Consider the following 24351-nt stretch of genomic DNA (forward strand, 5'->3'; position numbering starts at 1 on the left):
AAAGCTGGCGAACAAGATGCTCTCAGCTCAAAGGTGGGCACCACCATATTTCCTCCTCCAATCCGCCGAGGGCCCAGCCCTCGCGTCCTGCACGGCGCCAGCCGTGCAACCAACAGCCAGGCACACCATATACCCATGACGCGAATGTCCGATTAGGCTTCGCTAATCGAACCTACCGTCCTGACCCAAAAGGAGCCAACGGCTCCTTTTTCTATTGATGGCGGGTGCGCTGCGCCTTACAGCGCCTCAAGGCGGGCATACGCCGTCACCAGCCACTTGGCGCCGACGTCGTCGAACTGGATCTGCACCCGACTCTGCTGGCCGACCCCTTCGAAGTTGAGCACGATGCCTTCGCCGAATTTTGGATGGAGCACCCGCTGGCCGAGCTTGATGCCGCTGGCGTCAAAGCTTTGCTGCACCTCGTTCTGGCTGAAACGGCCGTACTGGGTGGGGCGGCTGACCTGGGTGCGCAGCCGGATCTCTTCCAGACACTCGGCGGGCATCTCGCGGATAAAACGGCTCGGCTTGTGGAACATCTCGCGGCCGTAGATGCGGCGGCTCTCGGCATAACAGATGTAGAGCTTCTCCATGGCGCGGGTCATGCCGACGTAACAGAGGCGCCGCTCCTCCTCGAGGCGGCCCGACTCCTCGGTGGATTGCTGGCTCGGGAACATACCTTCCTCGACGCCGACCAGCAGCACCAGCGGGAACTCCAGCCCCTTGGCGCTGTGCAAGGTCATCAGTTGCACCGCGTCGGCATATTCGTCCGCCTGATTCTCGCCGGATTCCAGCGCCGCGTGGGCGAGGAAGGCGGAGAGATCGCTCATGTCTTCCAGCTCGTCCGGACGCTGATACTGGCGGCAGGCGGTGACCAGTTCGTCCAGGTTCTCCACCCGCGCCTGGGATTTCTCGCCTTTTTCCGCCAGATACATCGCCTTGAGGCCGGAATTCTGGATGGCGATATCCGCCTGCTGGTGCAATGGCAGCAGGGAGACCTGCTCTTCCAGCGCGTCGATGAGATCCACAAAGCCGCGCACCGCGTTGCCGGCGCGACCGGTCAGCACCTTGTCATTGAGCAGTGCCTTGGCCGATTGCCACAGGTTCTGACCCTGATCGCGGGCGTTATTGCGCAGGATCTCCAGGGTGCGATCGCCAATGCCACGGGTCGGGGTGTTGACCACCCGCTCGAAGCTGGCGTCGTCGCCACGGTTGTTGATGAGCCGCAGGTAGGCCATGGCGTCTTTGATCTCCTGGCGCTCGAAGAAGCGCAGGCCGCCGTAGATGCGATAAGGCATGGCGTCCTGCATCAGCGCCTCTTCCAGCACCCGCGACTGGGCGTTGGAGCGATAGAGGATGGCGCAGTCGGCGAGCAAACCGCCCTTCTCTTTCCAGTCCTTGAGGCGGCCGACCACGAAGCGGGCCTCGTCCACCTCGTTGAAAGCGGCGTACAGCGAAATCGGCTCACCCTCGGCCCCCTCGGTCCACAGCTCCTTGCCAAGGCGCTCGGCGTTGTTGGCGATGACGCAGTTGGCCGCTTTCAGGATGTTGGCGGTGGAGCGGTAGTTCTGCTCGAGGCGGATGGTCTCGGCCCCCTGATAGTCGGTCAGGAAGCGCTGGATGTTCTCTATCTTGGCGCCGCGCCAGCCGTAGATGGACTGGTCATCGTCGCCGACTATCATCACCTTGCCGGAATCCCCTGCCAGCATCCGCAGCCAGGCGTACTGGATGCCATTGGTATCCTGGAACTCGTCCACCAGTATGTTCTGGAAGCGGTCGCGGTAGTGCTCGAGGATGTGCGGCTTGTTGAGCCACAGCTCGTGGGCGCGCAGCAAGAGCTCTGCAAAGTCCACCAGCCCGGAGCGATCGCAGGTCTCCTGATAGGTCTGGTAGATCTGCTGATAGGTGCGGGTGACGGGGTCGCCGTAGAGGTCGATGTCGCCGGGGCGCAAGCCCTCGTCCTTCTTGCCGTTGATGTAGCCCATCACGGCGCGCGGGGCCCAGTGCTTCTCGTCCAGGTTGAGCGCCTTGATGACGCGGCGGATGAGACGGTACTGGTCGTCTGAATCGAGGATCTGGAAATCCTGCGGCAGACCGGCATCCAGATGGTGGGCCCGCAGCAGACGGTGGGCGATACCGTGGAAGGTGCCTATCCACATGCCGCGTTGCATGCTGCCCAACACCTTCTCGACCCGGCCGCGCATCTCGGCGGCAGCCTTGTTGGTGAAAGTCACGGCTATGATGGAGAAGGGTGAGCAACGCTCCACCTGCATCAGCCAGGCAATACGGTGCACCAGTACCCGGGTCTTGCCCGAGCCGGCGCCGGCCAGCACCAGCAGGTTGCTGCGGGGCGCCGCAACGGCATCTCTTTGCTTGTCGTTGAGCCCGTCGAGCAGGGTTGAAACGTCCATCACCACTCCTGTTTATTTATACAGGCGGGGATTATACGACCTGTGGCGCCACAGACCAAATCGGCGTGAACGACCGGCGCCATCGGGTATGTCGGGCCTGGGTCGGGAGAGGCCAAAACGGGCGTAGAACATAAACAGGCACCAATAGAAACCACTTTTTAGCCAGCCGGGCGAAAACGCTTGCTTATAACCATATGAATATAAACAAAAATGTCATTTGAAACCCGGTTTTTGCAGAATTTAAATCTGAAAACAGGCATCAAAACAACCACTTATAAATTGATTTGCTTATATTTCAAACCGTTACCGCAAACGTTTTTCCTTTATGATCTCCTTGACCCGCACCGTGGCTCACTTACAGTTAGCCAGCGTGCTTTATGGCCTGCTCCGGCAGGTTGTGGACCCTCACATAACAATCAAGGATACGATCGTGACTAAAGTGCTCAAGCTGGCCACCGTTGCCACCCTCACTCTCGCTGCCCTTTCTGCTCAGGCAGCTTCCCAGCCCGCCGTCATCTATGACACCGCCGGCAAATTCGACAAGTCATTCAACGAAGCCGTGTTCCGTAACGGCGTCGAAGTCTACAACAAGGACAAAGGCGTCAAGGTCAAGGAGTTCGAACCCCAGAACGAAGCCCAGCGTGAGCAGGGCCTGCGTCGTCTGGCCAGCCGTGGCAACGGCCCGATCGTCGCCGTCGGCTTCAACATGGGCTCGGCCGTCGAGAAAGTCGCGACCGAATTCCCGAAAACCCAGTTCACCATCATCGACATGGTGGTCGACAAGCCGAACGTGCAGTCCCTCATCTTCAAGGAGCATGAAGGCTCCTTCCTGGTAGGTGCGCTGGCAGCCATCGCCTCCAAGACCGGCAAGGTCGGCTTCGTGGGCGGCATGGATATCCCGCTGATCCGCAAGTTCGAGTGCGGCTACGAGCAGGGTGCCAAGTACGTCAATCCGAAGATCGAAGTGTTCCAGAACATGACAGGCTCCACCCCGGCGGCGTTTGCTGACCCGGCCAAGGGTGCAGAGCTGGCCAAGTCCCAGTTCGCCAAGGGCGTCGACGTGGTTTATGCCGCGGCCGGCGGTACCGGTATCGGTGTTTACCAGGCAGCCAAGGACGAAGGCAAGTTCGCCATCGGCGTGGATTCCAACCAGAACCACCTGCAACCTGGCACCATGCTGACCTCCATGGTCAAATCCGTGGGTCTGGCCGCTTATCAGACCTGGGATGACGCCGCCAAGGGCACCTGGAAACCGGGTATCAAGAACCTGGGCCTGGCCGAGGGCGGTGTGGATTGGGCACTCGACAAAGACAACGAGAAGCTGATCAGCGCAGACATGAAAGCCAAGGTTGACGTCATCAAGGCCGACATCATCTCCGGCAAGGTCAAAGTTCATGACTATATGAGCGACAACAGCTGCAAATACTGAGTAACCGCTACTACTCTCAACCCAACGACCGGCCCGTACGGGCCGGTTTTTAGTCTCTCTTCATGACCCGCAAGGACTGCATCATGGACCAGACAGATCGCTATGCCATCGAATTAAGGGGTATCGATAAGCGGTTCGGCGAAGTGTACGCCAACAAGCAGATCGACCTTAAGGTTCAAAAAGGCAGTATTCACGGTATCGTCGGCGAAAATGGCGCCGGCAAGTCGACTCTGATGAGCATCATCTACGGTTTCTACCACGCCGACAGAGGCGAGATGTTCATCGACGGCAACCCTTTCAAACCCCATGGCTCACAAGATGCGATCGCCGCAGGCGTGGGCATGGTGCACCAGCACTTCATGCTGGTTAACAATTTCACCGTGCTGGAGAACGTCATCCTCGGCGCGGAAAACGGCTGGCACCTGGGCCAGAGCCTGGCTGCGGCCGAGAAGCTGCTCGGCGAGCTGGCGCGGGACTATGGTCTCGACGTGCCGCTGCACGAGAAGGTCGAGGATCTGCCGGTGGGCCTGCAACAGCGGGTCGAGATCCTCAAGGCGCTCTATCGCGGTGCCCGCATCCTGATCCTCGACGAGCCGACCGGGGTGCTGACCCCGCAAGAGGCGGATCACCTGTTCGAGGTGCTGAAAAAGCTGCGGGATCAGGGCGCGACCATCATCCTCATCACCCACAAGCTGCGGGAGATCCTGGCCATCACGGATCAGGTCTCCATCATGCGCCGTGGCGAGATGGTGGCCCACGTCGCCACCAAGGATACCGACAAGGAGCATCTGGCCGAACTCATGGTGGGCCGCAAGGTGCGCCTCAAGGTCGACAAGGGCCCGACCCAGCCGGGCGAGGCCAAGCTCAGGGTCAACGGGCTCAGTTACTTCGACGATGCCAAGGTGGAGCGGGTCAAATCCGTCAGCTTCGAGGTGCGAGCCGGTGAAGTGGTCGGCATCGCCGGCGTCTCCGGCAACGGCCAGTCCGAGCTGCTCAGCCTGCTCGGCGGCATCATCAAGCCCAGCAAGGGCAGCTTCACCATCACAGGCAATGGTCAGGCGCACGAGGTGAGCGTGGCGCATCCGGCCGATCCCGAGCGGGTGCGCAACTATGGCCTCGGTCATGTGCCGGAAGACAGGCACAAGATGGGGCTGATCAACCGCTTCGAGGCGCAAGAGGCCTTCATCCTGGGTTATCACCGCCGCCCCCAGTACAACAAGGGCTGGCTGCAGAACAAGGAGGCGATCCTGCAGGATTGCCAGGCCAAGATGGACAAGTGGGACGTGCGCCCGCCCCATCCCGACCACAAGACCGCCAACTTCTCCGGTGGCAACCAGCAGAAGCTGGTGATCGCCCGCGAAGTGGAACAGAACCCGGATGTGCTGCTGATCGGCCAGCCGACCCGCGGGGTTGATATCGGCGCCATCGAGTACATCCACCAGCAGATCATCGCCATGCGCGACAAGGGCAAGGCCGTGTTGCTGGTGTCGGTGGAGCTTGACGAGATCATGAGCCTGTCTGACCGGATCCTGGTCATCGCCGACGGTCGCATCGTCGGTGAGCTGGACGGCGCCAAGGCGGATGAGCGCACCATAGGGCTGATGATGGCGAACATAGTTCCCGACGAGGTGGCGGCAAGCCAATCGCAAGGAGCCACATCATGAAGGTCACAGCCACTTGTAACGGATTCGGCCTGATGATGGTCAACACACCAGTCCCCGACGAGATTGCCAAGGAGGCTCGCTCATGAGCCAAGCACGTATCCCTGCCTGGATCTCCGTGGGCGTGCTGCCCGCGGTCAACATATTGCTGGCCTTCCTGGTGTCGGCCATCCTGTTCTACTACCTCGACATCAACCCGGTCGATGCCGCCAAGATCATGTGGTACGGCGCCTTCGGCACCGGCGAAGGGGTCGGTTTCACCCTCTACTACGCGACCGGTTTCATCTTCACCGGCCTGTCGGTGGCGGTGGCCTTCCATGCCGGCCTGTTCAACATAGGCGGTGAAGGCCAGGCCTATATCGGCGGCCTCGGCGTCGGCCTGGTCTGTCTGCTGCTCGGCGACTCCCTGCCGTTCGCCCTGCTGCTACCGCTGGCCATCATAGCCGGCGGCCTGTTCGGTGCGGCCTGGGCCTTCATCCCGGCCTGGCTGCAAGCCAAACGCGGCAGCCACATCGTCATCACCACCATAATGTTCAACTTCATCGCCGCCTCTCTGATGGCCTACCTGCTGGTCGAGGTGTTCAAGCCGGCGGGCTCCATGGCGACCGAGAGCAAGGTGTTTGCCGAGGCGAGCTGGTTGCCCAAGGTCAGCGAGCTGGCGAGCGGTTTCGGCATGGAGATGCCCAACAGCCCGCTCAACATCAGCTTCTTCTGGGCGCTGATCTGTGCGGCCCTGGTCTGGGTCTTCATCTGGCATACCCGCTGGGGCTACGAGATCCGCTCGGTCGGCGCCAGCCAGAGCGCCTCCGCCTATGCGGGCATCTCCTATCCCAAGGTGGTGATCCTGGCGATGGTCATCTCCGGCATGCTGTCGGGCTTCTTCGCCCTCAACGTGCTGCAGGGTGAACTGCACCAGATCAAGCTCAACTTCGTGGAAGGCTTCGGCTTCACCGGTATCGCGGTGGCCCTGATGGGACGCAACCACCCGGTCGGCGTCATCATCGCCAGCCTGCTGTTCGGCTTCCTCTATCAGGGGGGCGCCGAGCTCAGCTTCGAATTCGGGGTGGACCGCAACATAGTGGTGGTGCTGCAGGGTCTGGTGATCCTGTTCTGTGGCGCCCTTGAGCACATGATGCGTCCGCGCATCGAGCAGCTCTATCTGGCGTTTGCCAACCGCTCATCCGCGCAAGCCAAGGGAGTCTGATCATGTTCGAAACTCTGATCCTGATGCTGGATGCCACCATACGGACAGCACCGCCGCTGATCCTGGCCGCCATGGCGGGCATGTTTTGTGAACGCTCCGGTGTGGTCAACATAGCGCTGGAAGGCAAGTTGCTGGCGGCGGCGTTCGCCAGCGGCGCGGCGGCGGCCGTCTCCGGCTCTGCCTGGATTGGTCTGGGTGCGGGTGTGGGCGTCTCCATACTGTTTGCCCTGATGCACGGCTTTGCCACCATCACCCACAGGGGCGATCAGGTGGTGAGCGGCATGGCCATCAACATACTGGCGGCCGGTCTGACCGTCACCCTGGGCCGTTACTGGTTCGATCAGGGTGGCCAGACCCCGGCGCTGTCCGGTGCGGCTCGCTTCGCCCCCATAGATCTGCCCTACGCCAAGGAGCTGTATGACGTGCCCGTCATAGGCCAGCTCTACAGTGAGCTGCTGAGCGGCCACTCCCTGCTGGAGTACGTGGCGTTTGCCGCCGTGCCGCTGGCTTGGTGGGTGTTGTTCCGCACCCGCTTCGGCCTGCGTCTGCGCGCCGTGGGCGAGGCGCCGGCGGCGGTCGACACCGCCGGCATCTCCGTGGTGCGGATGCGTTATACCGCGCTCATCATAGGCGGCCTGCTGGCCGGTATAGGTGGCACCTATCTGGCGGTAGCCCAGACGGCCCAGTTCATCCCCAACATGAGCGCGGGCAAGGGCTTCATGGCGCTGGCGGCGCTGGTGTTCGGCAAGTGGCGCCCCTGGAATGCCATGGCGGCCTGCCTGCTGTTCGGCTTCCTCGATGCGGTCGCCATCCGGCTGCAAGGGGTCAGCATAGGTGGCTTCGCCATTCCGGTGCAGGCCATAGAGGCGCTGCCCTACATACTGACGGTGTTCCTGCTTGCCGGTTTCATCGGCAAGGCGGTGGCCCCCAAGGCGCTCGGCACCCCCTACGTCAAGGAACGGGAATAGCCCTCTCCTTCATGCCATGCAAACAGGCCCGCGCAAGCGGGCTTTTTTATGTCCATTTTCATGCCGCTCGCTCAGCCCACCGGTCGCACCAGCGCGGGCTGATGGGGATCGCTGAGCCGCTCGGCCAGGTAGTCCACCAGCAGCCGGACCTTGGGGGAGAGATGGCGGTTGTGGGGATAGAGGGCCCAGATCCCCTCCTCCGGAGCCCGCAGCTCGGGCAGCAGCTCGACAAGCTCGCCCCGGGCCAGATGGTCGCTCACGTAGTAGTCCGGCAGCTGGATGATGCCGATCCCCTTGAGCGCCGCATCCAGCAGGGCATGGCCGCTGTTGCACTGCAGCAGACCGTGCACCCGCACGCTGTGGGGGCGAGCATCCAGGGTGAAGTACCAGTCGTCACTGTTGCCTACCAGACAGCGGTGGCGGGTCAGCTCGGAGAGGCTGTTGGGGATGCCGTGACGGGCCGTGTAGGCCGGCGAGGCGCACACATAGGGCACCCGCTGCGCCAGCTTGCGCGCCACCAGCGTCGAATCCTTGAGGTGGCCGAGCCGGATCGCCAGATCGTAGCCTTCGTGCACCAGATCCAGCAGCTGGTTGGTGAGGTTGAGGGTCACCTCCAGCTGGGGGAAACGCACCATGAAGTCGTTCACCAGGGGGGCTATGCGGCTCTCGCCATAGGAGACGGGCGCCGTGATCCGCAAAGACCCTTGCGGCACCGCCTGATGGCGTCCCACCGCCAGCTCCGCCTCGTAGAGGTTGTCCAGCAGCTGGCGGCAGTGGCGATAGTAGATTTCGCCAAGCTCGGTGAGCCGCACCTGGCGGGTGGTGCGCAGCAGCAGCTTGGCCTGCAGCCTGTCTTCCAGCTGCGCCACCTGCCGGCTGACCTGAGCCACCGACACTCCCAGCTTGCGCGCCGCCGGGGTAAAGCCCCCCTGCTCCGCCACGCTGACAAATTCACAGATCCCTTCCCAGCCGAGCATTATTACCTGTGTGTAAAAGTGATTTGATATTTAGCCTTATTATCACCAAATCGAAGGGAAACTACACTGCATACCTGAGTTCATCTCTGTTCACCTACCGCAACAAGAAGGATGTCATTCATGGCACAGGTTCAAAGCATCAAGTGTAAAGCCGCCATCGCCTGGGGACCGGGCCAGCCCCTCTCCATCGAAGAGGTAGAGGTCATGCCACCCCAGGCCGGTGAAGTGCGGGTACGCATAGTCGCCACCGGCGTCTGCCACACAGATGCCTTCACCCTGTCCGGTGAGGATCCGGAAGGGGTCTTCCCCTGCATCCTGGGCCATGAGGGCGGCGGCATAGTCGAGTCCGTCGGCGCCGGCGTCACCAGCGTCAAGGTGGGGGATCACGTGATCCCGCTCTACACCCCCGAATGTGGCGAGTGCAAGTTCTGCAAGTCCGGCAAGACCAACCTGTGCCAGAAGATCCGCGCCACCCAGGGCAAGGGGCTGATGCCGGACGGCACCACCCGCTTCTCCAAGGACGGCCAGCCCATCTATCACTACATGGGCACCTCCACCTTCAGCGAATACACGGTACTGCCCGAGATCTCCATCGCCAAGGTGGACCCGGCCGCCCCGCTGGAAGAGGTCTGCCTGTTGGGTTGCGGCGTCACCACCGGCATAGGCGCCGTGATGAACACCGCCAAGGTCAAAGAGGGTGAGAGTGTCGCCATCTTCGGGCTGGGTGGCATTGGTCTCTCCGCCGTGATCGGTGCCCGTCTGGCCAAGGCCGGCCGCATCATCGCCATCGACATCAACGAGAGCAAGTTCGAACTGGCCCGCAAGCTGGGCGCCACCGACTGCATCAACCCGAACGACTATGACAAGCCCATCCAGGAAGTGATCGTCGAGTTGACCGACGGCGGCGTCGACTTCTCCTTCGAGTGCATCGGCAACGTCAAGGTGATGCGCGCTGCGCTGGAGTGCTGCCACAAGGGCTGGGGCGAGTCTGTCATCATAGGCGTTGCCGGCGCCGGCCAAGAGATCAGCACACGTCCGTTCCAGCTGGTCACAGGCCGGGTCTGGCGCGGCAGCGCCTTCGGCGGGGTGCGCGGTCGCAGCGAACTGCCGAGTTACGTGCAGCGCTACATGCAGGGTGAGTTCCGTCTCGATGACTTCATCACCCACACCATGCCGCTGGAGCAGATCAACGAGGCGTTCGAGCTGATGCACGAAGGCAAGAGCATCCGTACCGTCATCCACTACTGAGCATGATCACCCCGCCGCCGCGGGCGGGGTGCAGGAGTTCCTCGATGAATCTGGACATTATCAGCAGCAACAAGAGCTTCGATGGCTGGCACAAGCGCTACAGCCACAACTCCAGCCTGCTCGGCTGCGAGATGCGCTTCGCCATCTATCTGCCGCCTCAGGCCCTCACCGGCCAGAAGGTGCCCGTGCTCTACTGGCTCTCCGGCCTCACCTGCACCGATGAAAACTTCATGCAGAAGGCGGGGGCACAGCGCATCGCCGCCGAGCTCGGCATAGCCCTGGTGGCACCGGACACCAGCCCGCGCGGCGAAGACGTGGCGGACGACCCCGCTTACGATCTCGGCATGGGGGCCGGCTTCTACGTCAATGCCACCCAGCATCCCTGGCGCGATCACTACCAGATGTATGACTACGTCACCCGCGAGCTGCCCGAGCTCATCGAGACCCACTTCCCGGTCTCGACCCGCCGCGCCATCAGCGGCCACTCCATGGGCGGCCACGGGGCCCTGATCGCCGCCTTGCGCGAGCCCGGTCGCTACCGCTCTGTGTCGGCCTTCAGCCCCATCAGTCACCCGAGTCGCTGCCCCTGGGGCCAGAAGGCGCTCGGCGCCTACCTCGGCAACAATCCGCTGCTGTGGCAGGAGTGGGATGCCTGCCAGCTGCTGCGCCACCATGAGGTGACGCCGCTGCCGACTCTGGTGGATGTAGGGCTGGACGACCCCTTCCTCGCTGAGCAGCTGCACATAGATGCCCTGGCCGATGCGGCCGCCAGCAAGGCCTGGCCGTTGGAGCTCAACCGCCATGCCGGCTATGACCACAGCTACTACTTTGTGGCGAGCTTCATCGAAGCACACCTGCGCTTCCACGCCCGCCACCTCTGATCGAAACAGGCCCGTCACGGGCCTGTCTCTTTTCTGCTTTCGATTGGCGGCTTGAGGCCAGCGGCATCAGCTGCCCTGGCGGGTCACGTCACCCGAGCCCGCGATCTTGCTCTCCAGCTTGGGATCACCCCAGTAGCTGACCGAACCGGATCCGGCGATGCCGACCTTGAGCCGATCCCGGGCCCGCACCTCCACATCCCCGCTGCCAGCGATATTGATCTCGACCTGCTCGCTTCTGAGACCCGCTCCCAGCACATCGCCGGCGCCGGCTATGTTCAGCTCCACGGCTTTGGCCGAGCCTTCACCCAGATCCAGACTGCCCGAGCCGGCTATGTTGCCCTCCAGCCGGTTCAGATCCAGCTTGCTGGCGACTATGTCGCCCGTGCCGGCCACCGACAGCACCAGCTGGTCACCCTTGAAGCCATGCAGATCGCCGCTGCCCGTGCCCGCCAGCGCCAGCTCATGGAGCTCCGGCAGTGTGATGGTGAGCTCCAGCGGCTCTGTGGGATCGAGCCGATAGCCATCCTTCACCTCTATCTCCAGCTTGTCTCCCTTCTCGGTCAGCACCAGATAGGGCAAGAGGTTCTCCTGCCCCTTGATATGAATACCGCTCGCCTCACCCGCGACCAGATGGATACTGGCGGGCACACCGGCCAGTATCCTGGTCACCTGCCGACCCATGGCGTGCTGCTGCTCGATCACGGCCCCCGCCCCACTCACCCGGGTATCATCCAGCCAGCTGCAACCACTGAGCCCCACGACCAGCATAATGCCCATCATCCATTTCATCGCCACTCTCCTCGTTGTGTTCTGGCCGTCTTCAGACCGTTTGGTCCTCATAGATGGCAAACCCCATGCCAAATCATCAACCGCATGATTTTCATCATTATTTAACTTTCCCATGTCAGCATCACCACTATACAGAGAGTCATTCAGACCATAATTTGGTAAAAATGACCATCCCAAAACGGGGAGATCCCGGTCGGTTGGCAGCCCTCCCGCAGGGTCGCTATGCTGACAAACCGTGGAAGTTTTTTGTTGTGGCGCCAGTCCGTTGAGCCAATAGTGATACCTTGTGCGTATAGAGCTCTCCATCGATGCATTTACCACTGTCTTGTCAGTCTTCACTGCAACAAGGAGTCAGAGCGTGACCCAAGTCAGCACCTCGTTTTACACCGCCGTCGGCCTGCCTGAGCCGACCCGCACCCCGCTGCTGACCGGCAGCGATCCCGAGCAGAAGCGCCGTGAACTGCTGGCCTACTTCTGCCAGACCTTCGATCTCTACGACTCGCTGTTCGATTGTCTGGCCGATGAGCGCGCCTGGTTCAACAAGGCGATCCCGCTGCGCCACCCGCTGATCTTCTACTACGGCCACACGGCCGCCTTCTTCATCAACAAGCTGCTGGCGGCCCGCCTCATCGACAGCCGGCTCGACGCCCGCATCGAGGCCATGGTGGCCATCGGGGTGGACGAGATGAGCTGGGACGATCTCGACGAGACCCACTACGACTGGCCCGCCGTCGCCGAGCTGCGCGACTACCGCGCACAGGTGCGCGCCCTGATGGTCGACTTCATCGAGCGGATGCCGCTGACCCTACCCATCGACTGGCAGAGCCCGGCCTGGGTCATATTGATGGGGATAGAGCATGAGCGCATCCACCTCGAGACCTCCAGCGTGCTGCTCCGCCAGCTGCCACTGGCCTGGGTACGGCCCCGCCCCTATTGGCCCGCCTGCCCCCAGGTACGCCATCAGATGGCGGACGTGCCTGCCAACAGCCTGCTGCCGGTGGCAGGGGGCCGTGTGCGCCTCGGCAAGCAGGATGCCACCTATGGCTGGGACAACGAATATGGCGAGCGCCACATCGACGTCACCCCCTTTCAGGCCAGCCGCATGCTGGTCAGCAATGCCGAGTATTTCGCCTTCGTGCAGGCGGGGGGGTATGACCGGCAGCAGTGGTGGGATGAGGAGGGTTGGGGCTGGTGCCAGTATGCCAGGGCGCGCATGCCCAGCTTCTGGGTCGGCGATCCCAGCGAACCCGAGCAACTGCAACTGCGGCTGATGACGGAGCGGGTGGCCATGCCCTGGGATTGGCCCGCCGAGGTCAATCAGCTGGAGGCCGCCGCCTTCTGCCGCTGGAAAGCGGCCCAGACCGGGCTGCCCATCCAGCTGCCGAGCGAGGGGGAGTGGGCGCTGCTGCGCGATCAGCTGGCGGGGGATCAGCCGGACTGGGTTGAGGCACCCGGCAACCTCAATCTGGCCCGCTTCGCCTCCTCCTGCCCGGTGGACGCCTTCCCCCAGGGCAGCTTTTTCGATCTGGTGGGCAACGTCTGGCAGTGGACCAGCTCCGCCATCGACGGCTTCGAGGGGTTCAAGGTACACCCGCTCTACGATGACTTCTCCACCCCGACCTTCGATGGCAAGCACACCCTCATCAAGGGCGGCAGCTGGGCAAGCACGGGCAACGAGGCCCTCAAGTCATCCCGTTACGCCTTTCGCCGCCACTTCTTCCAGCATGCGGGCTTCCGCTATCTGGTCTCCCGCTATCAGGAACCCGTTATCGTGAATCCTTATGAAACCGACACGCTCGTCGCACAATACCTCGACTTCCAGTACGGTCCGGCCCACTTCGGCGTGGCCAACTACGCCAAGACCCTGGCAGACCTGGCCAGCGAGCTGTGCGGCAACCACCAGCGCGCACTGGACATAGGCTGCGCCACAGGTCGCGCCAGCTTCGAACTGGCCCGTCACTTCCAGCATGTGGACGGAGTGGACTACTCGGCCCGCTTCATCGACGTGGCGCTGGCACTGGCGAGTCAGGACAGCTTCCGCTACGCGGTACCGGTGGAAGGTGATCTGGTGGAGTATTGCGAGGCGCGGCTGTCGAGCCAGGATCTCGGCCGCCAGCAGAGCGAGCGGGTCCACTTCAGCCAGGGGGATGCCTGCAACCTCAAGCCCAAGTACGGCGACTACGATCTGGTGCTCGCCGCCAACCTGATCGACCGGCTGCGCGAACCGGCCCGCTTCCTGCGGGACATGGCGCCGCGCCTGCGCAGCGGTGGCCTGCTGGTGCTCACCAGCCCCTACACCTGGTTGACCGACTACACCCCCAAGGCCAACTGGCTCGGTGGCATCCGGGAGAACGGCGAGGCCCTCAGCACCTATCAGGCGCTGCAACGGCTGCTGGCGGAGGAGTTCGAGGAGCACTGCCCGTCCAGGGACGTGCCCTTCGTGATCCGCGAAACCGCCCGCAAGTATCAGCACACCCTGGCCCAGCTCACCGTCTGGCGTAAGCGCTAGAGAGCGGCGACGGCACGGGCCGTGAAAATAAAAAAGGAGGCCTGTCGGCCTCCTTTTTTTCATTGTGGCGTGCACCCGGCTGGGCTCAGGCCCCCTGCTCGTGATAGCGGCGGGCCAGCACGGCACAGACCATCAGCTGGATCTGGTGGAAGATCATCAGCGGCAGCACCATGACACCGACGCTGGCGGCCGGGAACATGACGTTGGCCATGGGCACCCCGTTGGCCAGACTCTTCTTGGAGCCGCAGAAGACTATGGTGATCTCGTCCGCCCTGTTGAAGCCGAGGCGACGGCTGATCCAGACGTTCCAGCCCAGCACCAGCGCCAGCAGCACGCAGCTGAGCAGCACTATGCTGGCCAGATCGTACCAGCCTACTTGATGCCAGATCCCCTGCACCACGGCCTCGCTGAAGGCCACATAGACCACCAGCAGAATGGAGCTCTGATCCAGCTTGCCGATCAGCGGCCTATGGCTGTCGACCCAGCGGCCGATCAAGGGCCGCGACAGATGACCCACCACGAAGGGCAGCATCAGCTGCACCATGATGGCCTGGATGGAGTGCCAGGTATCGACCCCCTCCCCTTGTACATTGATCATCAGCCCCACCAGCACGGGGGAGAGGAAGATACCGAGGATGCTGGAGGCAGAGGCGCTGCACACGGCCGCCGATACATTGCCCCCCGCCATGGAAGTGAAGGCGATGGCCGACTGCACTGTGGCGGGCAAGGCGCACAGATAGAGGAAACCGAGATAGATGGCCGGGCTCAGCCATTGCGGCACCAGCGGGGTAAGCAGCAGTCCCAGCAGCGGGAACAGCAGGAAGGTGCTGGCCATCACCACCAGATGCAGCCGCCAGTGACCCAGCCCCGCCAGCAGGTTCTGGCGCGACAGCTTGGCGCCATGCATGAAGAACAAGAGTGCCACCGCCAGCTTGGTCAGCAACGCGAACCAGACGGCAACCTGCCCCTCGCAGGGAAAGAGGGAGGCCAGGGTGACCACCAGAATAAGCACACAGGTAAAGGGATCCAGACGCACGAGCGGTCTCCATCGGAAGCAGATCCCGCCCTCGTCAAAGAGGCCGGGTTCAGGGACGACAAGAAACACAACAGGAGGTGTCTGGCACCTCCCGTTGAAACGAATCCCCAGCTTACCCCTATATGCGGGAGCCGCAAAGTTGAGCGGCCCCTCGCAGCGTGCAGGAAATTAAGCAACCCGGGCTGGCGGCCAGCCCTGTGATTCAGCGCTGCTTGGCCAGCTTGGTGCCGTCTGCCAGCGTGCCGTTGCCGGTTTTCTTGTCATTACCACCAAGCTTGCGGGCCTGGCGCTTCTCGAAGCGGGAGATCCACCAGTAGGCCAGCGCCGAGAAGACCGCCGTCATGAAGACGTTGATGAAGAAGGCGCGTACCAGATCCACCCCGCTCGGGAAGGCGGAGGCGCTCATGCTCACCACGAAGATGAGGATGAGCACGGACACCACGGCCATGCCGAAGGTGCGAGATCCCATGCGGAACTCCCGCGGGGTGTCGTCGTGTTTCCAGCGGAACACGAAGTAAGCCACCATGATGAAGATGGGCGGCAGCATGGCGGTACCGGCGGTGAGGTTGATGGCGGTGTTCATCATCTGCTGCACCGACTCGGAGCCGAAACCGTTCACCACCAGCATCACGAACACGAACGCAAATTGCCACCAGGCGGCGCGCACCGGCACCCCGTGCTCATTGAGCTGGGTGGTCTTCTCCCCATAGACGCCCTGGGGGATCTCGGAGAAGTGGATCTTCACCGGGGCCGAGGTCCACATCATCATGGAGCCGAACATGGCGATGAAGAGCACAACCCCGACCGCACGGCCGACCAGCGCCTCGGACAGATGGAAGTACTGGGCCATGCCGGTGAAGATCTCCACCATGCCGCCGGCATAGGTGAGGCTTTCCCGCGGCACGAACACGTTAACCAGCAGGGAACCCAGCGCATACATGGCCCCTATGACGATACCGGCCGTGATGATCACCCTGATGAAGGACTTTTGACCACCTTTCACGTCATTGAGATAGGCCGCCGCCGTCTCGGCGCCACCGGCCGCCTGGAAGATCCAGCACATGATGCCCAGGGTCGCCCAGTTGACTGTGGGGGTCATGGCTTCCAGCGTGATGGGCTGGGCCGCCACATGATCTCCACTCAGTGCCATCAGGGCACCCAGCACATAGATGGCGAACAGCGCGAACACCCCGTAGGCCACCAGTTCGGCAATCTTGCCGAGCCAGGTCGCCCCCTTGGTGGATATGTGGGTTGCCGCCGCGAACAGCGCTATGGAGATGATCGAGGTCACCATGGGGGAGAAGCTGTATTCATACCCCAGCATGGCGTAGGAGGCGTAGGCGATGACGTTGGGCAACAGGGAGACGAACCAGAACAGGTTCACGAACCAGTAGAGGAAGGAGCCCAGATAGGCCATTCGGGTGCCGAGCGGCTTCTTGAGCCAGTCATACATGCCCGATTCGGAGTTCTTGTTGGCCGAGACGAACTCGGAAATGATGAACACGAAGGGGATGAAATAGACGAGCGTGGCCAGCAGGAAAATGGGCGCCGAGCTGAGCCCAAGTTCTATGTTGTTGTTGACTATGTTGCGCACGTTGAACACGGCGGCAAAGGTCATCGACAACAGGGCAAACTTGCCTATGGTGCCGCGTACGGAATCAGACATATGTCCTCCAATGGAATAACGCCGCTTCACCAGCTGACGCTTTGACTCTGAATGTGTTCGGCACAGGCCTAATGGCCCGGCCAGAGATTTTCTTGTTATGGTCGGGCCGCTCAAGCGACCTCGCTGGCAAACCGCTGCGGCCCAACCGCACCGGCACTCAATCAGGGATCGCTCAGACGATCGGGGTACCCGGCGCCATGGGCACGCGAGGCTGCAGCAGCACGCTCTGGCTCTCGTCCGGGGTCTCGGCGCAGAGCAACATGCACTCGGAACGCTCGCCGCGCATCCTGGTCGGCTTGAGGTTGATCAGCACCACCACCTGGCTGCCCATCAGCTCATCTTCGCTGTAGTGGGGCACCAGACTGGTGACGGTCTGCAGCGGCCGCTCACCACCCACGTCGATCTGCACTATGTAGAGCTTGTCGGCCCCTGGATGGCGCACCACCTCCAGTACCTTGCCCACCTTCATCTCGACCCGTTTGAACTCGGCAAACTCGATTGTCTCGCTCATTCCATTCTCCTTCTGTTCTGTGGTTCAACCGGTCACGGGTGGCCGCCGCCACCCGCTTGTTCTCTCTTGGCCACTCGGGCCGGCTTGCTCTGGGGATCAGGAGGCCTGGATGGACACCTGAGCGGCCGGTAGGGCCTCTTTCGCGCGCGCTTCTTCACTCAGGGAGGCTTCGTATCTGTTGTATTTCCACCAGGCGAAGCCGAGGAAGATCACTATCCCGCCGACGTTGTAGAAGACGATGGTCATGATGTCGGCACCGGTCGGGAAGGTGGAGGCCAAGAAGCCAACCGAGAAGATGGCGATCAGCACCGAGACCACGGCGATCCCCGTGGTGCGCGAGCCCATCTTGAAATCCCGTGGCAGGTGATCCAGCTTCAGGCGCAGATTGAGGTAGGCCAGCATGATGAACAGCGGCGGCAGCATGGAGGCGGCAGCGGTCATGTTGATGACGGTATTCATCAGCTCTTGCGCGGTGTTGGAGCCCAGGGTCGGGATCACCATCAGCGGAAATACGATCAGGTACTGGATCCAGGCTGCACGGGCAGGTACGCCGTTCTCGTTCAGCTCGACGGTCTTCTTGCCGAAGATGCCGGCCGGGATTTCGGAGAAGAAGATCTTCACCGGGGTCGCGGTCCACATCAGCAGGGAGCCGAACATGGCAGTGAAGGAGACCAGACCCACGAAGCGGTTCATAAACACAGCGGGCAGACCAAAATGGGCAGCCAACCCCTCGAACACCTGTACCGAGCCGCCAGTGAAATGCAGGGTATCGCTCGGAACAAAGACGTTGATCAGCAGGGAGGCGATGGAGTAGAGCACCCCGATAAAGAGCCCGGCGATGATGATCACCTTCACGAAGGACTTGGAGCCGCCTTTCACGTCATTGACGTAGACAGCCACCGACTCGGCGCCACCGGCCGCCATAAAGATCCAGGTGGTGATGCCGAGGAAGGCCCAGCTGAAATCGGGGATCATGGCCTCTACCGTGATGGGGTCGGCCGGTTGTACACCACCGATTAACGCAACACCCGCCAGCAGAATGTAGGAGAGAGTCAGCAGCAGCATCAGGGACGAGGTCACCGAGGTGATGGGGCCGAGCATCTTGGCGCCGTTGGTGGAGACATAGGTGGCCAAGGCGAACAGCACCATGCTTAAGAAAGTGGTCGCCAGCGGGGTGAAAATGTATTCGTAGCCGAGGAAGGCATAGGAGGCGTAGGCGATGACCCGCGGCAGCAGCGAGGTGAAGAAAAACAGGTTCACGAACCAGTAGGTGTAGGCGGAGATAAAGGCCCAGCGCCCGCCGAGGGAGCTCTTCACCCAGGCATACACCCCCGCTTCGGAGTTCTTGTTCAGTGACACAAATTCCGCAATGATCAGGCAGAACGGAATGAAGTAAAAAATGGTGGCCAGAAAGAACATCGGGGCCGAGGCCAGACCGAGCTCGATGTTGTTGTTGATGACGTTGTTGAAGCTGAATACCGCCGCGAAGGTGAGCGACAGCAGACCAAACTTGCCTATCGTATTGCGTTTGGCATCTGACATTTTCCATCTCCAGACCTGTAGTTATATTTCTGCGAAAGGGCGGGGCTTGGATGTAGGGTGAGCCCCGCCCTTCCGGCTTTATCAGTGCAAAAACAGCGGCTTGTTATTTGTTTTTGAAGTAGCCGCCTTCGACCGTGACCTTGATGATCAGCTTGCGCACCGGGCTGTCGCCTGCGAAGCGGTAGGCCTCGTCATTCTCGAAGATCACCACCTGCCCGTTGCCCACCTGCTGGCGCTCACGCACCTCGCCGGCCAGCCACTCGCGATCCGTGGTGTCGTCATAGCCTTGCTCGACTCCCAGCTCGCGCTTGGCAGCCCACTCCACCGTCTCTTCCCCTTCCAGGTAGTAGTGGACGTCGAAGTAACGGCGCTGCCCCTCGAACAGTGAGGTGGCCGGGCTGGCCCCCTCCTGCAAGCGGTAGGTGAGAGAGTCACCGATGGAGTGGCAGATGCCGGGCGTGAGGTTTGGCAGGTTGTTGATGGCCTCCACGCAGCGGCCCCACTTCTTGCCCTCCCGGTAGATGTTTTTGAACAGGGTCAGGTTGTCCAGGGTGATCATGCGAGGTTCCTCCCGCCGTTGATGGTGAGATCGATCCCGGCCAGCGCAGCCGGATTGAGGTTGCCGCGGGCAATGGACAGCAGGGTCAGGCCGAAACTGAACGGCTCGAAGCGCACCCGCCAGGAGTCCAGCACCTCGGAGCCCCAGGAGTTGGAGCCCAGCCCCAGCACCTTGTAGTCCAGATTGAGGGTCAGATAGCCGCTCGGCTCCAGCTCGTTGATGTGCTGCGCCCCGTGGATATGCTCCCAGCTGTAGGGCCAGACGCTCAGGTTGATGGGAGCATCGGGTCGCACGTAGAGACCGGCGCCGTGACGGTTGGTCAGGGTCGCCCAGCGCACCTGCTGGCGGTTGCCGTTGTCCTGCGGGAAGGGGTAGTGCTCCCACATCTCGCCCACAGTGCTGTTGAAGCTGTCGATCCAGTTGCTCTGGCGGCTGTCCTGATAGTTCTCGCCCGGACCCATGCCAAGGTAGTGCACCCGGTCGAGATCCTGACGAATACCCAGCTCGAAGCCGATCTTGGGAATGATGTCGTCATAGCCGCCGTAGGGCTGACCGGAGAGGGCAACGTGCAGCTGGCCGTTCGGGCTCAGGGTGTAGACGTAGCGGCAACGCATGCCGAAGTCGAACACGGGGGGCGCGATCAGGCTCTCCACCGTCACCTCGACCGAGTCACCCAGCTGGCGCCAGCTCAGGGTACGGAAGTGCTCCTGCATGATCTGCAGGTGGTTCGGGTGCCACAGGCTCTCGTACTCCTGCTTGTGGTTGTCAATCATCGGCTTGAAGAAGGTGAGGCGCGGCGCCCGCTCAATGAGCTCATTGCCGTCCTGCTGCCAGCTCACCAGCTTGCCGTCGAGGCGCGAGAAGCGCAGGGCGAAGCCGCTGCCGCTCAAGGTCAGCGCAAGCCGCTCATCGGCAATCTGCAACGGGGTGGCGTTGGGATTGGCAAAGGGCTGCAGCTGACGAGTCGACTCTTTGAGCTGGAACTGGTACTGGCCCAGCTCGTGCTCCGCCGCGCTGTAGCGAGTGGCGGTGGCCTTGATGACCCGCAGCTGGACGAAGGTTTCCCGCCCATCGAGGGATGGCAGTTCGAGCAGCAGATCTGTGATGGCACCGGGGGCAACCCCTTCCAGCCGGATTTGCTGGCTGGCCAGCAGCTCGCCCTCGGCCTTCACCTCGACCAGCAGGCGAATGTCGTCGAGATTGGAGAACCAGTAGCGGTTTTCCAGCTCAAGCCGGCCGCTGGCAAGATCCAGCGCCCGCACCTTGACCGGGCAGATCACCTGCTTGTATTCGCGCAGGCCCGGCCCAGGAGTCTGATCCGGATAGATGAGGCCATCCATGCAGAAGTTGTAGTTGTTGGGGTAGTCGCCGTAATCGCCGCCGTATTTGTAAACGGGGCGGCCCTGCTCGTCCTGATCCAGAATGCCATGATCGCACCACTCCCAGATGTAGTGGCCCTGAATGTGGGGATGGCGGTCGAACACCTGCTGGTATTCGCTCAGGCCACCCGGGCCGTTGCCCATGGCGTGGGCGTATTCGCAGAGGATGCGCGGCTTGGCCATAGGGAACTCGCCGAAGCAGTTCATCTGGGAGACGCGGGAGTACATGGTGCTGACCAAATCCACCACCTCGGCATCGCGATCCTCTTCGTAGTGCACCAGCCGGGTCGGGTCGATCGCCTTGCAGCGCTGGTACATGGCTCTGATGTTGCAGCCGTAGCCGGACTCGTTCCCCAGCGACCAGATGATGATGGAGGGGTGGTTCTTCTGGGCGTGCACGTGGCGCTCGATACGATCCACGAACACCGGCTCCCAGAAGGGATCGTCGGTGATGCGGCTGAGATCGCCGACGTTGGCAAAGCCGTGGGTCTCCACGTCGGTCTCCGCCATCACGAACAGGCCGTACTGGTCGCACAGCTCGTAGAAGCGCGGGTCATTCGGGTAGTGGGCGGTGCGCACCGAGTTGAGGTTGTGCTGCTTCATCAGCACGATATCGCGTTCAACACGGTCCATGCCGACCGCACGGCTCTTGAGGTGGTCGTTGTCGTGACGGTTCACCCCGTGCAGCTTGAGGTAGTGGCCGTTGACATGGAAGAGGCCATCCTTGACCTTGATTTCACGTACCCCGACCCGCTGCGGGATCACTTCCAGCAGCTCGCCCTGACCGTTGTAGAGGGAGAGTTGCAGCTGATAGAGGTAAGGATCTTCGGCGCTCCACAGATGGGGGTTGGCCAGATCCAGCGTGAAACGGCAGTCACGCTTGCCGTCGATGGCGAGATTGTCGAGCGAACCGCTGGCGATCTCGCTGCCCTGATCCAGCAGCGACCAGACCAGACGGTGATCACGGGCAGCCGCCCCCAGATTTTCCAGCTGGATATCGCAGCTCAGGGTAGCGCTCTGGTTGTCATCGGCCAGCGCGGTGCGGATGAAGAAGTCCTGCACATGGACGGCCGGTTTGCCCACCAGATAGACATCGCGGAAGATCCCCGCCATCCACCACATGTCCTGATCTTCGATATAGGTGGAATCCGCCCACTGCATCACCCGCACCGACAGCAGGTTCTCGCCGATGTTGGCGTAGGCACTGATATCGAACTCGGCGGTGAGGCGGCTCCCTTTGCTGAAACCGACATAGTAGCCGTTCACATAGACCTCGAAGTAGGTCTCCACCCCGTCAAACTTGATGATCACCTGCTCGCCATCCCAGGCCGGGCTCAGCACGAAGCTGCGCTGATAGGCGCCGGTGGGGTTGTTGCTCGGCACAAAGGGCACGTCTATGGGGAAGGGAAAGCCTTCATCGGTGTACTGCAGATTGCCATGCCCTTCCATCTGCCACATGTTGGGCACTGTGATCTGGCCCCACTCACTCATGGGGCTGTGATAGAAGGCCTCCGGCACCTGCAGGGGGTGCGCAAAATAGTTGAACTGCCACTGACCGCTCAAGGAGAGAAAGCGGCGGCTCAGCTCGCGCTGCATGATGGCCGCCAGCGCGTGGTCGGCATAAGAGAAGAAGTAGGCGCGCGGGGCCAGCCTGTTTTCACCAACGAATTGAACGTTTTCCCAGTTATTCACATGTCCTCCCGGAACAAGGCAACTTTGACTGGGTAAACTTTAGATAAATATTTACTAAATATCAGTTTTGGATCGGTAAAGTTTTAACCTGATCACAATGGCTGGATGGTTTTGTGAGCGAGATCAGAAGCCGGAACTAAAGGAGGGGTTTGTCTGCCCGAATGGCATGGATGTTGATTTTCATAAGAAAATAAATAACAATATCGTTATATAACAATATATTAAGTATTTATTTCGAGTGGAAATATCTATCAGGGATGAAGAGAGTCGCCACACCATGCCAGGATGGTGCGGCTAAAAAACAATTAATTTTACTAAAATTACCGAGTGGTGCCACGCAGAGTCAGTCGGCTGGGGACCAGTACCCGCAACGGGATCTCACGTTCGTCGCGAAGTCGCTCTACCAGCAGATTGACCCCCTGGGAGCCCATCAACTCGGAGTGGATCCGTACGGTGGAGAGCGGCGGGAAGGTAAACTTGGCAGTCGGAATATCGTTGACGCTGATCAGCTCGATCTGCTGGGGAATGGCCAACCCCTTCTCGTGGATGGCCCTCAGCACACCGATGGCGATGGAGTCGGAGGCGACAAACAAGGCCTTGGGCCAATCCCCCGCCAGCATCTCTTTGGCCAGCCGGTAGCCGGAGGCACTGGAGAAGTCCCCGCGATAGAGATCATTCTCCTGCACCACTCCCAGCCGCTGACCGTAGTCGAGGAAGGCCAGCTCACGCAGATCCGGCGCCTCATCCTGGCCACCTATGTAACCGATGCGGCCGTGTCCCTGGGCAATGAAGAAATCCACCACCTGCTGGCTGATCAGCGCCAGATCCACGTCCACCGAGTCGAACTCCCCCTGGGAGCGACAGTCCACGAACACCAGCTGGGCAGAGAGGGAATAGAGTGCCGCAAGCCGCTCAGGTGGCAGATGGCCGATAACCAGAATACCGTCGACGGCGGAGAGCTCACGCCCCTCGGCACCGTTGTAAAAATGGGTAAGCTCGATATTGAGGCGGGCACACTGGGTCTCGATGCCATAGCGAATGGCGAGATAGTAGGGATCGTTGACCTCGGTGCTCTGCGGGTAGGCATAGACAGCCAGGAAGTGCAGCTTGCTCTTGTGCACCCCTTTGCGAGCCGTGCTGGTCTTGTATTCCAGCCGCTCGGCGATCTCGAAGATCTTCTGCCTGGTCTCTTCCTTGACGCTCAGCGTCGGGTCTTCATTGAGCACCCGTGACACAGTCGCCTGGGAAACCCCCGCCTCCTGCGCAATTTCCTTCAACGTGGCCATGCATACTCCTCTGGCGATGACTCCCGACAATACCAGACCAAGAGTAACGGGCAACGTGCTGACATCCCAGCATTTTTACTAAAAGAAACCCAGGGTGAGAGGAAAAATTCCAAAGCAAAAAGGCCTCCCGAATGGGAGGCCTCTTCTAAATAGGAGCCTGACAGTGTCCTACTCTCGCATGGCGAATGCCACACTACCATCGGCGCTACCGCGTTTCACTTCTGAGTTCGGCATGGGATCAGGTGGTTCCACGGCGCTATTGCCGTCAGGCAAAAAGCGTTAAAACTAACTTAAAACTGGTGCTGATACCCAGAGTCGAACTGGGGACCTCATCCTTACCAAGGATGCGCTCTACCAACTGAGCCATATCAGCACACTAACCGGTAAAGACCGCACTGCGTGCGTTATCTAAATCTTCTGTCCAACACAACCTGACGTTGTATCGCGACCAACCACATCGCTGTAGTTGCTTAATTGAAGCCTGGCAGTGTCCTACTCTCGCATGGCGAATGCCACACTACCATCGGCGCTACCGCGTTTCACTTCTGAGTTCGGCATGGGATCAGGTGGTTCCACGGCGCTATGGCCGCCAGGCAAAATCTTAAT

At 61.3% G+C, this 24351-nt stretch carries 17 protein-coding genes, 1 tRNA gene and 2 rRNA genes; 7 read left to right on the forward strand and 13 right to left on the reverse strand.

Annotation, left to right across the window (positions count from 1 at the left end):
- Positions 1 to 236: 236 nt before the first annotated feature.
- Entirely contained in the window at positions 237 to 2408 is a 2172-nt protein-coding gene (gene uvrD / locus AACW87_RS01465) for a DNA helicase II (RefSeq protein WP_241326375.1), read from the reverse strand.
- Between the two features lie 430 nt (positions 2409 to 2838).
- Here uvrD and AACW87_RS01470 point away from each other — a divergent pair, with 430 nt between their 5' ends.
- The 4 genes from AACW87_RS01470 to AACW87_RS01485 all read left to right on the forward strand — a co-directional run bounded on the left by AACW87_RS01470 (position 2839) and on the right by AACW87_RS01485 (position 7670).
- Positions 2839 to 3837 carry a BMP family lipoprotein gene (locus tag AACW87_RS01470; RefSeq protein WP_043139487.1) on the forward strand — a complete coding sequence of 333 codons (999 nt, stop codon included), beginning with the start codon at positions 2839 to 2841 and terminating at the stop codon, positions 3835 to 3837.
- Between the two features lie 83 nt (positions 3838 to 3920).
- Positions 3921 to 5501 (forward strand): ABC transporter ATP-binding protein, encoded by a 1581-nt coding sequence (locus AACW87_RS01475; protein WP_241326376.1) that lies wholly within the window; start codon positions 3921 to 3923, stop codon positions 5499 to 5501.
- A gap of 82 nt (positions 5502 to 5583) precedes the next feature.
- Complete coding sequence (locus AACW87_RS01480) at positions 5584 to 6702, forward strand: ABC transporter permease (RefSeq protein ID WP_042866832.1); 1119 nt, start codon at positions 5584 to 5586, stop codon at positions 6700 to 6702.
- Positions 6703 to 6704: 2 nt separating this feature from the next.
- Entirely contained in the window at positions 6705 to 7670 is a 966-nt protein-coding gene (locus AACW87_RS01485) for an ABC transporter permease (protein WP_042866829.1), read from the forward strand.
- Positions 7671 to 7741: 71 nt separating this feature from the next.
- Here AACW87_RS01485 and AACW87_RS01490 read toward each other — a convergent pair whose 3' ends face one another.
- The gene (locus tag AACW87_RS01490) at positions 7742 to 8647 is read right to left on the reverse strand and encodes a LysR substrate-binding domain-containing protein (RefSeq protein WP_043554608.1); all 906 of its coding nucleotides are present in this window, start codon (positions 8645 to 8647) and stop codon (positions 7742 to 7744) included.
- Positions 8648 to 8767: 120 nt separating this feature from the next.
- Here AACW87_RS01490 and AACW87_RS01495 point away from each other — a divergent pair, with 120 nt between their 5' ends.
- Both AACW87_RS01495 and fghA read left to right on the forward strand, forming a co-directional pair.
- Positions 8768 to 9895, forward strand: a complete 1128-nt coding sequence (locus tag AACW87_RS01495; RefSeq protein WP_098981066.1) for an S-(hydroxymethyl)glutathione dehydrogenase/class III alcohol dehydrogenase — start codon at positions 8768 to 8770, stop codon at positions 9893 to 9895.
- Between the two features lie 44 nt (positions 9896 to 9939).
- Positions 9940 to 10776, forward strand: coding sequence for an S-formylglutathione hydrolase (gene fghA / locus AACW87_RS01500; protein ID WP_241326377.1), 837 nt, complete (start codon positions 9940 to 9942; stop codon positions 10774 to 10776).
- 66 nt (positions 10777 to 10842) lie between these two features.
- Here the strand turns inward: fghA and AACW87_RS01505 are convergent, their stop codons facing one another.
- Positions 10843 to 11565 (reverse strand): head GIN domain-containing protein, encoded by a 723-nt coding sequence (locus tag AACW87_RS01505; RefSeq protein ID WP_043139502.1) that lies wholly within the window; start codon positions 11563 to 11565, stop codon positions 10843 to 10845.
- A gap of 358 nt (positions 11566 to 11923) precedes the next feature.
- On the opposite strand from AACW87_RS01505, the gene ovoA reads away from it, so the two are divergent.
- Positions 11924 to 14074 carry a 5-histidylcysteine sulfoxide synthase gene (ovoA, locus tag AACW87_RS01510; RefSeq protein ID WP_241326378.1) on the forward strand — a complete coding sequence of 717 codons (2151 nt, stop codon included), beginning with the start codon at positions 11924 to 11926 and terminating at the stop codon, positions 14072 to 14074.
- Positions 14075 to 14159: 85 nt separating this feature from the next.
- Here the strand turns inward: ovoA and AACW87_RS01515 are convergent, their stop codons facing one another.
- From AACW87_RS01515 to rrf (AACW87_RS01560), 10 genes are all read right to left on the reverse strand, one after another.
- Positions 14160 to 15110 (reverse strand): bile acid:sodium symporter family protein, encoded by a 951-nt coding sequence (locus AACW87_RS01515; protein WP_241326379.1) that lies wholly within the window; start codon positions 15108 to 15110, stop codon positions 14160 to 14162.
- A gap of 202 nt (positions 15111 to 15312) precedes the next feature.
- A complete protein-coding gene (locus tag AACW87_RS01520) occupies positions 15313 to 16776 on the reverse strand; it encodes an amino acid permease (protein WP_241326380.1) in 1464 nt (487 codons plus the stop codon).
- Between the two features lie 172 nt (positions 16777 to 16948).
- The gene (locus AACW87_RS01525; protein WP_241326381.1) at positions 16949 to 17287 is read right to left on the reverse strand and encodes a tRNA-binding protein; all 339 of its coding nucleotides are present in this window, start codon (positions 17285 to 17287) and stop codon (positions 16949 to 16951) included.
- Between the two features lie 96 nt (positions 17288 to 17383).
- Complete coding sequence (locus tag AACW87_RS01530; protein WP_241326382.1) at positions 17384 to 18829, reverse strand: amino acid permease; 1446 nt, start codon at positions 18827 to 18829, stop codon at positions 17384 to 17386.
- A gap of 103 nt (positions 18830 to 18932) precedes the next feature.
- Positions 18933 to 19388 carry a beta-galactosidase subunit beta gene (locus AACW87_RS01535; protein ID WP_241326383.1) on the reverse strand — a complete coding sequence of 152 codons (456 nt, stop codon included), beginning with the start codon at positions 19386 to 19388 and terminating at the stop codon, positions 18933 to 18935.
- On the reverse strand, positions 19385 to 22459 hold the full coding sequence (gene ebgA / locus AACW87_RS01540; RefSeq protein WP_241326384.1) for a beta-galactosidase subunit alpha: 3075 nt from the start codon (positions 22457 to 22459) through the stop codon (positions 19385 to 19387). The genes AACW87_RS01535 and ebgA overlap by 4 nt, the downstream gene beginning before the upstream one ends.
- A 320-nt stretch (positions 22460 to 22779) precedes the next feature.
- On the reverse strand, positions 22780 to 23745 hold the full coding sequence (gene ebgR, locus AACW87_RS01545; protein WP_241326385.1) for a transcriptional regulator EbgR: 966 nt from the start codon (positions 23743 to 23745) through the stop codon (positions 22780 to 22782).
- Between the two features lie 155 nt (positions 23746 to 23900).
- A 5S ribosomal RNA gene (rrf, locus tag AACW87_RS01550) occupies positions 23901 to 24015 on the reverse strand.
- A gap of 27 nt (positions 24016 to 24042) precedes the next feature.
- Positions 24043 to 24118: transfer RNA gene (locus AACW87_RS01555), tRNA-Thr, on the reverse strand.
- Positions 24119 to 24224: 106 nt separating this feature from the next.
- A 5S ribosomal RNA gene (gene rrf, locus AACW87_RS01560) occupies positions 24225 to 24339 on the reverse strand.
- Between the last annotated feature and the right edge of the window lie 12 nt (positions 24340 to 24351).

It is taken from the genome of Aeromonas sp. MR7 (assembly GCF_963899385.1).
Lineage (GTDB): Bacteria > Pseudomonadota > Gammaproteobacteria > Enterobacterales > Aeromonadaceae > Aeromonas > Aeromonas bestiarum.

What these genes read in the sequence shown, in the direction of transcription:
- fghA (WP_241326377.1), top strand. Translation starts at nt 9,940, where the DNA reads ATGAATCTGGACATTATCAGCAGCAACAAGAGCTTCGATGGCTGGCAC.
- AACW87_RS01490 (WP_043554608.1), bottom strand. Translation starts at nt 8,647, where the DNA reads ATGCTCGGCTGGGAAGGGATCTGTGAATTTGTCAGCGTGGCGGAGCAG.
- uvrD (WP_241326375.1), bottom strand. Translation starts at nt 2,408, where the DNA reads ATGGACGTTTCAACCCTGCTCGACGGGCTCAACGACAAGCAAAGAGAT.
- AACW87_RS01535 (WP_241326383.1), bottom strand. Translation starts at nt 19,388, where the DNA reads ATGATCACCCTGGACAACCTGACCCTGTTCAAAAACATCTACCGGGAG.
- AACW87_RS01495 (WP_098981066.1), top strand. Translation starts at nt 8,768, where the DNA reads ATGGCACAGGTTCAAAGCATCAAGTGTAAAGCCGCCATCGCCTGGGGA.
- AACW87_RS01475 (WP_241326376.1), top strand. Translation starts at nt 3,921, where the DNA reads ATGGACCAGACAGATCGCTATGCCATCGAATTAAGGGGTATCGATAAG.
- AACW87_RS01530 (WP_241326382.1), bottom strand. Translation starts at nt 18,829, where the DNA reads ATGTCAGATGCCAAACGCAATACGATAGGCAAGTTTGGTCTGCTGTCG.
- AACW87_RS01505 (WP_043139502.1), bottom strand. Translation starts at nt 11,565, where the DNA reads ATGAAATGGATGATGGGCATTATGCTGGTCGTGGGGCTCAGTGGTTGC.
- AACW87_RS01485 (WP_042866829.1), top strand. Translation starts at nt 6,705, where the DNA reads ATGTTCGAAACTCTGATCCTGATGCTGGATGCCACCATACGGACAGCA.
- AACW87_RS01525 (WP_241326381.1), bottom strand. Translation starts at nt 17,287, where the DNA reads ATGAGCGAGACAATCGAGTTTGCCGAGTTCAAACGGGTCGAGATGAAG.
- AACW87_RS01480 (WP_042866832.1), top strand. Translation starts at nt 5,584, where the DNA reads ATGAGCCAAGCACGTATCCCTGCCTGGATCTCCGTGGGCGTGCTGCCC.
- AACW87_RS01520 (WP_241326380.1), bottom strand. Translation starts at nt 16,776, where the DNA reads ATGTCTGATTCCGTACGCGGCACCATAGGCAAGTTTGCCCTGTTGTCG.
- ebgR (WP_241326385.1), bottom strand. Translation starts at nt 23,745, where the DNA reads ATGGCCACGTTGAAGGAAATTGCGCAGGAGGCGGGGGTTTCCCAGGCG.